Source organism: uncultured Nevskia sp., from assembly GCF_903885465.1.
Lineage (GTDB): Bacteria > Pseudomonadota > Gammaproteobacteria > Nevskiales > Nevskiaceae > Nevskia.
On the sequence record NZ_CAISIQ010000534.1, the window covers coordinates 1 to 10,031 of the forward strand.

Genomic DNA, 10,031 nt, shown 5'->3' on the forward strand with positions numbered 1-10,031 from the left:
AGTTCAAGCACCTCGAGTACTACTACTTCCACAACTTCCTGTACGAAAGCGTGTGGAAGGACAACCGCCGCCGTCAGGCCGAGCGCATTCCGCTGTTCGACGTGCTGCGCAAGTACACGGCGGACTACAAGCTGATTTTCGTCGGCGATGCGACCATGAGTCCCTACGAAATCCTCTATCCGGGCGGCAGTGTCGAGCACTGGAACGAGGAAGCCGGCGCGGTCTGGTTCAAGCGCCTGACCGAAGCGTTCCCGCGTGCGGTCTGGCTGAATCCCGAGCACGAGGAACGCTGGGAATACACGCCCTCAATCACTGCGGCGCGCGAGCTGATCGGCGAAGACCGGATGTTTTCGCTGACCCTCGCTGGCCTCGACAAGGCGATCAAGCGGCTCAGCCATTGACCGGGCTTGCAGCCTGAACAATCGACTCAAAAATTCAACAGTTCCTGCCATCGATACCGGCCGTCTATAGTCGGCGACGCTGCCGATTCGTAGCGCACAAGAAAACGGGGAGAACCACTCAGATGACCATTTCCATTCAAGCCTTGCTGCTGTTTACCGCCTGGACCTTCCTGCTGGTGGTCGTGGTGTTCGCCTATCGCGGCGTGGCGCTGCTGACCGGCACCTCGATCACCTCGTGGCCGCGTGGCTCGAAGAACGCGAATGATCCGGGCTTCATCCAGCGCGTGGCCGATGCCCACGCCAACAGCCTGGAGAACCTGCCGATCTTTGCAGTACTGGTGCTGGCTGCCCAGGCCGTGGGCAAGCCTGAAGTCACGGCGGGGCTTGCGATGTACGTCGTCTATGCCCGCCTTGCCCAGAGCGGCGTGCACATCCTCGGCGTCAACACGCCGCTGGTGCTGGCGCGCGCAACGTTCTGGACCATCCAGCTGGTTTGCTTCGGCCTGATGTTCTGGGGATTGCTGCGTTGAAATTGACGCGCGCCTTTCGTCGTCGCCTGCGCCGTGGCCTGATCTGGGTCGCGGCGCTGGCGCTGGTGCTGGTCGCGCTGATCAACAACTGGGTGGTCAACAATTCGGAAGCCTACGTCTATTCGAATTGGTCGCTGCTGCCGGACAACGAGGTGGGTCTCGTGCTCGGCACCAGCCCGTTCACCCGCAGCGGCAAGCCCAATCCACAGTTCTACGGCCGCATCGAAGCGGCCGTACAGCTGTACCAACTGGGCAAGATCAAGAAGATCATCGTCAGCGGCGCCAATCCGGATTCCACCTACAACGAGCCGCGCCAGATGTGGCGCGAGCTGACCAAGGCCGGCATTCCGTCGCAGGCGATCACCATGGACTTCGCCGGCGTACGCACCTTCGACTCGATCAGCCGCGCCAAGGCGGTGTTCAATCTCGAGCAGATGACGGTGATCACGCAGGAGTACCACGCCTACCGCGCGGTGTTCATCGCCAAGAAGCTGAACATCCGCGTCGCCGGCTATGCCGCGACCAGCGACAACATCGGCATGTTCAGCCGCACCTACATCCGCGAAGTGTTCGCCCGCGTCAAAGCGGTGCTTGATCTCTATGTGCTGTCGACGGAACCCAAGTTCCTCGGAAGCCGCGAGGTGATCAACACGGCGCCCGAAATCGAGATGCAGCCGCCGCCCTGAACCGACCAGCGTTCGTCCAGGTCCGCCGTCTAATGTGACCCTCTTGCAAATTCAGAAAGATCGGATCACGATTCTTTCCATGGAAATTCGAGAATCCAGTTCGACGAGCTACTCCGTCGCAACCGGCGGCAAGCGCCGAAGCGCGCAACCTGCTGCCGCGAGCGAGGCCGCTCCGGTACTGTCGAAAGCCGTGGTTCGCGCTGCCGGGCGGCTCGCGCTGTCGCAGGTACAACTGGCCAAGGCGCTGGGCCTGAGCCCGGCTACTGCGTCGCGACTCAATGCGGGTACCTGGCAGCTTGCGCCGGACTCCAAACCCTGGGAACTGGCGACACTGCTGGTACGTGTTTACCGCTCGCTCGACGCGATCACCGGCGGCAAGGTCGAAGCGATGCAGGCCTGGCTGCATTCCGGCAACAGCGCGCTCGGCGGCGAACCCGCGAAGCTGCTCGGCAGCTGCGAAGGCCTGATCCATGTCCTCCAGTATCTGGACGCCTCCCGCTCTCGCATCTGAGGCGGTCAGCCTCGAAGTGCTGCTATGGCGGGCCGTCGAAGCTCAGCACACGGTGGCCACACGGGTGCTGGTCGACAGTCAGACCGAGCAGGAACTGCTCGAAGACATCCTCGAAGCGAACAAGCCTGCGGTGCCGACCGAGTGCCGCACGCTCGACTATCTGCTGTTCACCCCTTTCCGCTATCCCTCGGCCCGCGGCGGCTCGCGGTTTCGCGAGGTGATCGATCACGGCGTCTGGTACGGCGCCGAAACCGTGCAGGCCGCCTGCGCCGAAGTGGGCTACTGGCGCTGCCGCTTCGTTGCCGCCAGTGAAGGTCTGCGCTCGCTGGATGCCGTTGCCCACACGCTGTTTCGCGCCCAGGCCGGTGGCTCGGCCATCGATCTCGGAATTCCGCCGTTCGTGGCCGATGCCGCGCAGTGGATGCATCCGGATGACTACAGCGCCTGCCTCAGCCTGGCGCGCAACGCCCGCGAAGCCGGTGTGCAGTTGATCCGCTACGTATCGGTGCGCGATCCCGACCACGCCGCCTGCGCGGCGGTGCTCGATTGCCGCGCCTTCAGCGAGGGACGCGGCATCACTACGCGGCAAACCTGGTTCCTGAGTGCCGATGCGCAGCGCGCATCCTGGGTGCGCACCGGCAGCCGGCCGTCGCGGCCGGAAGCCTTCGAGTTCGACTACCGCTGACCGGCTTCCGCCATCAGCGCCGCCACGCGCTCGCGCCAGCTCGGTTCGTCATGTACGACCAGCGACAGCGGCATGCGCCGACGGACCACGTCATCGACGGTGCGTGCCATTTCGTCGCGCACCGCGAGCACCACTTCCGCCGCCAGGTACGGCGCTCCCGGATGGATGCGTTCAGCCCAGGCGTGATTTTCGTCGAGTAGGGCTTCCACCCGGCCGATGCCGGTGCCGTGACGCAGGGCCAAGGACCGCGCAACGTCGGCATCGAGTCCGCGCCGCGCCAGGCCGGCGACGGCTTCCGCCTGCCAGCCGCTGAAGTCGCCGAGCTCGCGAATCTCGTGCGGTGCGCCGGGCAGGGCATCGCGATCGCTGTGCGATTCGATCGGTTCGCGGCCGAGGCTTTCCAGCACGCGATCGACGATCTCTACCGCATCGCAGCGCGCCGTCGTGTACTTGCCACCCAGTGGCCAGACCAGTCCCGGACGCGGTTCCAGCACGGTGAATTCACGGCTTACTGCGGCCAGGCTTTCGGCGTCTTCGGCCTGCAGGCTGCGCACTCCGGCGAAGCGGCCGATGATCTGTTCCACGGTCCAGCCCAGGCCCGGCATCAAGGCGTTGACGGCCTCGATCAGGTATTGCGCCTCGGCCTCGGTGACGCCGACGCCGGTGGCATCGTCGACTGAGGATTCCGTGGTGCCGACCAGAGTCCTGCTATTCCACGGAATGACGAAGAACACGCGGCCATCCGAGGGCGCGGTCAGCAGGAAGGCATCTTCCAACTCCGGGATCGCCGGCATCACCAAGTGCACACCCTTGACCAGCTTCACCGCCTGCTTGCCGTCGTTGCTGCCCATGCCCGGCAGGCGATGCGCCCACGGCCCGGCGGCGTTGACCACGCAATCGGCCTTGACCGTGTAGACCTCGCCGGTCTCGGTATCGCGCAAGATCGCGCCGGTGCAGCGCTCGCCGTCGAAGCTCAGGCTGTCGGCGGCGACTGCATTGGCGCAGACCGCGCCCGCAGCCTGGGCGGCGGCGATCACGAACAAGGTCATCCGCGCATCGTCCTCCTGGCAATCGCCATAGCGCAGGCCGCCTCGGAGGCCGGCCTCGTCGAGATAGGGATGGGCCGCGAGCAGCTTCCTGCGCGAGAACGATTTGAAGCGCGGCACCGGCTGCTTGCCCGTGGCCAGGAAGTCGTACAAGGTCAGGCCGGCGAGCAATTGCAGGCGACCGACTCGCGCGCCTTTCCATACCGGCACGACGAAGTTCAGCGGCCGCACCAGATGCGGCGCCAGCCGCGACAGCACCCGGCGTTCCGCCAGCGCGTGGCGGACCAGCGCGAACTCGTAATGCTCCAGGTAGCGCAGGCCGCCGTGGATGAGTTTGGACGACGACTGCGAGGTGCCGGAGCCCCAGTCGTTGCGTTCGACGATTGCCACCTTCAGGCCGCGCTGAGCGGCGTCGCAAGCGGTCCAGGCGCCGTAGATGCCGCCGCCGATCACCAGCAGGTCGTAATGCGCGTCGCGGAGTGCAGCGGTTTGTCGGATCAGCGGAAAGGCAGGGATCATCGGCGGAGAAGATTCAGGAAGGTTTCAATCAGGTTTCTGGATTCGGGTGACCGCAGCCAGCCAGTCGCGCAGCGCCTGGGCTTCTGCCTCGTCGATCACGCCGCTGTCGCGGGTCTGATCGATACGGGTCGGTACGTGGCGTGACAGGCGGCTGACGCTTGCCGCGATCGCTCGCGCCTCGATGGCATCGCCAGCACGCATCAGGCCAAGGGCCTGGTCGATCAGCGGCCAGGGGCTGGCATCGGCCGGCAGGCCGACGCGCTCGCCGAGCCGCTCGCGCAGCCGGCTGTCGCCCTGCAACTGGTTGGCGACGCTGCGCTGCGTGGCTTCACGCGGCGCGCGACGGCTGGGGCCCAGCGGCAGCACGATGCGTCGCGTCAGCCAGGCCAGGAACGGCGACGACAGATGGCGGATCAGGCGGTCCAGGGCTTCTTCGCAGGCGCTGAAGGCGTCGGTGCAGATCAGTTCCAGCACTGCGCGTTCGTCGAGGTGGGCACCGCCCTCGTCGTACTGGCGCAGTGCGGCACTGGCCAGATAGAGCTGGGCCAGCGCATCGCCGAGCCAGGTGGTCAGGCTGCGCCGGGAGGCTTCGCGGACGGCGCGGAGCGCGGTGTACGGCTTGCGCGAACCGAGTTCGCTGGCCATCACGCTGAGGCCGACGTCAGCCGCAAACGCGAGCGCGGCGCTGTAGCGATTGATCTTGCGCAGATACTGGGTTTCCGGCGCGCTGCTGCCGAACAGCGGGCTGCTCGCGGTCAGGCCCAGCGCGAATGCCTGCGTAGCGGTGCCGAACAGATGGCCGACGTGTGACCACAGCGCATCATCGAAACGGGTCAGCGCCGTGGCGGGATTCGGGTCCTGCGCGGCGGCCAGTGCCTGCATGAAGGCGCCGTGACTGCGCAGCACGCAGGCGCTGTAGACGTCGGTGCGCGCGACCAGCGCCGGCTCGAGGGTTTCCGATGGCGGTTCGTCGAGATCGGTCACCAGTCGTGCCGACAGGCCTTGATCAAGGCCGAGATCGCGCGCCGTCGCCGTGCACTCGCGAGCCTGGGCCAAGCCTAAAGTGCGCGCGAACGCTGCGGCCGCGTAAGGCTTCTCGCCGAGATCGACGGCGCGGGCGGTCAGCGCCGCCAGTGCCTGCGCGGCGGTTGCGCGTGCCGCCAGAGTGGCCAGCGCTTCCTCGGCCAGCGAGCGTTCGCCAAGCGACAAGCCGAATGGCGCATGCAACTTGGCCAGGCTGCCGGCGGCCAGCGCCAGCGCGGTGGCCGAGCCGGCATGAATCGCGATCGGTGAAATCGCGTCGGCGACAGCGCGGCTCTCGGCACCCTGACGGGCGGCTTCACCGATGTGCTCGCGATCGCCGATCACCGCCTCCAGTGGCAGACGCAGCGGGCCACGCTTGTCACGCAACAGTGCTGCGTCGAGCAGCAGCCAAGTGGGTCCGGTCGCAGCATCAGGCCCGAGACGCGCTTCGGGATCGCGCAGATCGACACAGCAGCCGACGATTTCCGCATCGGCGGTCAGGGTGATGTCGAGCGTCAGCAGCAGCGCCGGGCCCTCGTCGCCGGCTTCGATCACGGCATCGCCGGCAATGCCGGATTCGATGGTCTGCAAGTTGGCGCCTGCGGCCAGTTGCGGTAGCCAGCGACTTTGCTGGGCCGGCGTGCCGTGCCGCTGCAGTGCGGCGATCCAGGCCAGCCGCGAGGGCGCACCGATGCGTCGGGCGAGATCGCTGCCGGCGCTGGCGCTGAGCCGCATCAGCGCGGCCGACTGCGCCAGCGCTGACAGATCGCGCCCGCCGTGCAAACCGTCAACCGCCAGGCCGTGCAGGCCATAAGCGCGCAGCCGCGCATGGGCGGCTGGCGTCTCGGGATCGCGTGCGTAGCGGCTGCAGAACTCGGCCAGCGGGCCGTCGAGCAGGCTGCGCTCGTCCGGGGTCAGCCGGGCGCTGTAGCTTTCGTGGAAACGGCTCCAGTCCGGCTGGCCGTTGAACAGCTCGGCTTCCCAGCCGGTGCCGGTGCCGGTCAGCGCCGCAAGCTGGCGCTCATCGAGCCGCGACAGCACGCGACGAAAGCCGGTGAACAGCGGCCGCGACAGCCATTCCTGGCGCAGCACTGGCAGATTCAGCGGCCCGAACACGATCAGGCCGGCGATCATCATCAGCCCGAAGGCGATCCAGGATTCACCAAACACGCCGTAGAACAAGGTCACCGCACCCAGCACCAGACTGGTGGTGCGGATGCCGGCCCGGGCATGGGCCAGGGCGACGAAAGCAATCAGGAAAAACAGCAGCCAGTAGGCCATGACTCAGGCGCTCCGGCTCAAGGTGATGATCAAGGGTTGCGCTCGCTTTTCAGACGGGTGGCTTCGAATTCGTCGCCGGGCAGCCAGGCGATCGATTTCGGCAGGCTCAGCGCCTCCCAGCCCAGGGCGAGACCGAAACGGGCCATCTCGACACTCGATGAGAAATCCATGTTTTCGCGGAATTCGTCGCTGGGCTGGTGATAGGTCTTGGCGGTGTACTCGCGGCTCTTTTCCTGGGCCCATTCGCGGGTCTGGCCCACGTACTTGTCGCCCAGGCTGACCGAGAACGCCGGCACGCCGACCCGGGCCATGCTGAAGTGATCGGAGCGGTAATAGCTGCCGGCCAGCGGCCGCGAATCGGCCTCGATGGTGAACTTGAAGGCCTTGGCGATCTTTTCAACCGAAGGATAGAAAGTCAGGCGATCGGCACCGAGCAGTTTGACGCTTTCCGGCACGCCGAACGGCGCGAAGCTGTCGAAGTTCAGATTCAGCGTGATCTGCCCCGTCGGAATCGGCGGATGTTCGCCGAGATATTTCGAGCCGAGCATGCCCTTCTCCTCGGCGGTCACCGCCGCGAAGATCACCGAGTGCGGCGGCGGCTCTTTCACGGACGTATAGGCACGCGCCAGTTCGAGCAGCACCGCGCAGCCGGTGGCGTTGTCGATGGCGCCATTGAAGATGCGATCCGTCTCCGGCGGGCCGGCCATCTCGGACGCGACGCCCAGATGGTCGTAATGGGCGCTGTACAGCACCGCTTGCCGCGGCGCGGCCTTGTCGGCACCGGGCAGCATCGCCACGACGTTCGAGGATTCGAAGCGGCGGACATGGCTTTCGATGGTGGCGTGAAGCGCAACCGGCAGATCGAAGGCTCTGAACTCGCGAGTGCCTGCGGCCTTGATCGCGGCGTCGAGATCGCGACCGGACAGCGCCAGCAGCAGGCGCGCCACTTCCAGCTGCACCCAGGACGCGGCCTTCAGCTTCGGCCGCTGATCGTCGGCCAGCGCCACCGATTCATTGCTCCACGAGCTTTTCACCACCGACCACGGATAGCTGGCCAGATCCTCGCGATGGATGAGCACCGCGCCCAACGCGCCCTTGCGCGCGGCCTGCTCGAACTTGTAGGTCCAGCGCCCGTAATAGGTGAGCGCTTCGCCCTTGAAGAATTTCGGATCGGTCGACGGCGGTTCGTTGACGATGATCAGCGCCACCTTGCCGCGCATGTCCACGCCCTTGTAATCGTCCCACTGGTATTCAGGCGCTTCGATGCCGTAGCCGACGAACACCAGCGGCGCATCGACGATCGTCGACTCGGCAAGGCTCTGGTCCGCCACCACGTAGTCATCGAACAGCTTCAGCGGCAAAGCTTCGCCTTCGTTGGGCACGAAGGACATGGTCGTCGTCGCCAGCGTCTGGGTGCCGGCGAAGCGCACTTTCTGCAGATAGCTGCCGTTGTCGCCGGCCGGCCTGAGTCCGGCCAGCGCGAACTGCGCGGCCAGGTATTCGGCGGCGATGTCGCCACCACGGCTGCCGGTGCCACGGCCTTCGAGCAGATCGCTGGACAGGAAGCGGACATGACTCCTGATGTGTTCGGCATCGATACCGGCCGCTGCCGCAGCGACTTCCGGCGGCAGGCCGGCACCGGTCGCAGAAGCGATCGGATCCGCGGCAAAGGCAGCGTTGCCGAGCGATGCGGCAAGGCCAAATGCCAGCGCCAGCCGGCAGATGAGGGGAGGATTCATGACGGATTCCGTTGCGGGTGCAGGCGGATGAGCTACCAGGCCAGGGTGGCGGGTAGCAGGGAACACTCGCAGAATAGGAAAAACCTTGGAGCGCCACAAATGGCCACGCCTTTTCAGACGCAGCCGGTCGCTGACGCGAACCGTGATTACACCCCCGTCGATCGCCTGCTGCTGCAGGTCGGCAAGGGCTTGGGCTTGCTGGCCAGAGGGCCGTTTGCCGCGCGCCCTGCGGCGCCGATGTCCAGCCGCTACCCGGCAGAACGGGTGGCTGAGGCGCCGCTCGACGAGCGCGAGCGCAAGCACGCCGCCGGCCTGATGCGCGTCAATCACGCTGGTGAAGTGTCGGCCCAGGCGCTTTATCACGGCCAGGCGCTGGTCGCGCGCGATCACGAGGTCCGCGAGCATCTGCTGCGCGCCGCGGCCGAAGAGCGCAATCATCTGCAGTGGTGCGATGCCCGCCTCCGCGAACTCGGCGAGCAGCCGAGCGTGCTGAGCCCGCTGTGGTACGCCGGATCGTTCGCGATCGGCGCCGCTGCGGGGCTGGTCGGTGACAAGGCCAGTCTGGGTTTCGTCGAGGAGACGGAACGCCAGGTCGTCGATCATCTGAACGAGCATCTTGGCAAGCTGCCGCGCCAGGATCGGCGCTCGCGGGCGATCGTCGAAGCGATGCGCGCCGACGAAACGCGCCACGGCGAGGAAGCAGCGGCTGCCGGCGCTGCGCCGGTGCCGATGCCGGTGCGCCGGATCATGGCCGGCGTCTCGCAGATCATGAAGTTCGGCGCCTATCGCGTCTGAATCCACCTTCCACGTCGGCCCGTATCCGGGTCGCCTCCAAGAGAGCTCCCGACGTGACAAAAGTCTCTGCTTCAACCCTGCGCGACGATTTTTTCGCCGTTGCGCCACGCGCCACGACGCGCATCGTCGAACTGCACACCGCGAACCTCGCCGAGGACGCCGCGCGCCTGCTCGCCGGCCTGCTCGCGGCTGATGCGCGCACTGATCCGAAGTTCTTCTACGACGCCCAGGGCAGCGCGCTGTTCGATGCCATCTGCCAGCTCGACGAATACCACCCGACCCGCATCGAAGCCTCGATCTTCAGCGAAGCGCGCGAGGCGATCGCCATCGAGATCAGCCAGGCGCTGCCGGCGGGTTTCCAGTGGGTCGATCTCGGAGCCGGTGATGCTGCGAAGTCGCGCGACTGGCTGTCGGCAGTGGCGCCACGCCGCTATGTCGGCGTCGACATCGCCGATGCCTGGCTGCGGCCTGCGGTCGCGCGCATCGCCGAAGCGCATCCCGATCTCGACGCGATCGGCGTGGTTGCCGATCTCACTCGCCCGCAGATGCTGGCCCCGGTGCTCGATGAAGTGCCGGAGCCGCCGCTGTTCTTCTATCCCGGGTCGTCGATCGGCAACTTCGAGCCACTGCGCGCGATCACCCTGCTGAGAACCCTGCGCCAGCTCGGTGGCGGTTTCGGCGGGCTGCTGATCGGCGTCGATTGCGAGCGTGATGCGGGGCGGCTCGAAGCCGCCTATGACGATGCGCTCGGCGTCACCGCCGCGTTCAATCGTAATGTGCTGCGGGTTGCCAATCGTGTGCTCGGTGCCGATTTC

At 66.4% G+C, this 10,031-nt stretch carries 9 protein-coding genes and 1 pseudogene; 7 read left to right on the forward strand and 3 right to left on the reverse strand.

What is annotated here, in order from left to right:
• The 5 genes and pseudogenes from QZY06_RS20665 to QZY06_RS20685 all read left to right on the forward strand — a co-directional run.
• A pseudogene (locus tag QZY06_RS20665) lies at positions 1 to 401 on the forward strand (VWA domain-containing protein); the annotation flags it as partial.
• Positions 402 to 523: 122 nt separating this feature from the next.
• A complete protein-coding gene (locus tag QZY06_RS20670) occupies positions 524 to 931 on the forward strand; it encodes an MAPEG family protein (protein WP_295687785.1) in 408 nt (135 codons plus the stop codon).
• Positions 928 to 1,617: an ElyC/SanA/YdcF family protein gene (locus QZY06_RS20675; protein WP_295687788.1), complete on the forward strand. Its 690-nt coding sequence runs from the start codon at positions 928 to 930 to the stop codon at positions 1,615 to 1,617. The genes QZY06_RS20670 and QZY06_RS20675 overlap by 4 nt, the downstream gene beginning before the upstream one ends.
• Before the next feature lie 79 nt (positions 1,618 to 1,696).
• On the forward strand, positions 1,697 to 2,128 hold the full coding sequence (locus tag QZY06_RS20680) for an MbcA/ParS/Xre antitoxin family protein (RefSeq protein WP_295687791.1): 432 nt from the start codon (positions 1,697 to 1,699) through the stop codon (positions 2,126 to 2,128).
• Positions 2,088 to 2,813, forward strand: a complete 726-nt coding sequence (locus tag QZY06_RS20685; RefSeq protein ID WP_295687792.1) for an RES family NAD+ phosphorylase — start codon at positions 2,088 to 2,090, stop codon at positions 2,811 to 2,813. The genes QZY06_RS20680 and QZY06_RS20685 overlap by 41 nt, the downstream gene beginning before the upstream one ends.
• On the opposite strand, the gene QZY06_RS20690 is transcribed toward QZY06_RS20685, so the two are convergent.
• The 3 genes from QZY06_RS20690 to QZY06_RS20700 are packed head-to-tail and all read right to left on the reverse strand — an operon-like array spanning position 2,804 to position 8,421.
• On the reverse strand, positions 2,804 to 4,378 hold the full coding sequence (locus tag QZY06_RS20690; protein ID WP_295687794.1) for a glycerol-3-phosphate dehydrogenase/oxidase: 1,575 nt from the start codon (positions 4,376 to 4,378) through the stop codon (positions 2,804 to 2,806). The two genes, QZY06_RS20685 and QZY06_RS20690, sit on opposite strands and share 10 nt — an antisense overlap.
• Positions 4,379 to 4,402: 24 nt before the next feature.
• Positions 4,403 to 6,682, reverse strand: coding sequence for an acyl-CoA dehydrogenase domain-containing protein (locus QZY06_RS20695; RefSeq protein ID WP_295687796.1), 2,280 nt, complete (start codon positions 6,680 to 6,682; stop codon positions 4,403 to 4,405).
• Between the two features lie 29 nt (positions 6,683 to 6,711).
• Positions 6,712 to 8,421: a M28 family peptidase gene (locus QZY06_RS20700; RefSeq protein ID WP_295687798.1), complete on the reverse strand. Its 1,710-nt coding sequence runs from the start codon at positions 8,419 to 8,421 to the stop codon at positions 6,712 to 6,714.
• A gap of 99 nt (positions 8,422 to 8,520) precedes the next feature.
• On the opposite strand from QZY06_RS20700, the gene coq7 reads away from it, so the two are divergent.
• On the forward strand, positions 8,521 to 9,216 hold the full coding sequence (gene coq7 / locus QZY06_RS20705) for a 2-polyprenyl-3-methyl-6-methoxy-1,4-benzoquinone monooxygenase (protein WP_295687800.1): 696 nt from the start codon (positions 8,521 to 8,523) through the stop codon (positions 9,214 to 9,216).
• Positions 9,217 to 9,269: 53 nt separating this feature from the next.
• A partial coding sequence (locus QZY06_RS20710; protein WP_295687803.1) for an L-histidine N(alpha)-methyltransferase occupies positions 9,270 to 10,031 on the forward strand: 762 nt, incomplete at its 3' end.

What these genes read in the sequence shown, in the direction of transcription:
- QZY06_RS20670 (WP_295687785.1), top strand. Translation starts at nt 524, where the DNA reads ATGACCATTTCCATTCAAGCCTTGCTGCTGTTTACCGCCTGGACCTTC.
- QZY06_RS20680 (WP_295687791.1), top strand. Translation starts at nt 1,697, where the DNA reads ATGGAAATTCGAGAATCCAGTTCGACGAGCTACTCCGTCGCAACCGGC.
- QZY06_RS20685 (WP_295687792.1), top strand. Translation starts at nt 2,088, where the DNA reads ATGTCCTCCAGTATCTGGACGCCTCCCGCTCTCGCATCTGAGGCGGTC.
- QZY06_RS20690 (WP_295687794.1), bottom strand. Translation starts at nt 4,378, where the DNA reads ATGATCCCTGCCTTTCCGCTGATCCGACAAACCGCTGCACTCCGCGAC.
- QZY06_RS20695 (WP_295687796.1), bottom strand. Translation starts at nt 6,682, where the DNA reads ATGGCCTACTGGCTGCTGTTTTTCCTGATTGCTTTCGTCGCCCTGGCC.
- QZY06_RS20700 (WP_295687798.1), bottom strand. Translation starts at nt 8,421, where the DNA reads ATGAATCCTCCCCTCATCTGCCGGCTGGCGCTGGCATTTGGCCTTGCC.
- coq7 (WP_295687800.1), top strand. Translation starts at nt 8,521, where the DNA reads ATGGCCACGCCTTTTCAGACGCAGCCGGTCGCTGACGCGAACCGTGAT.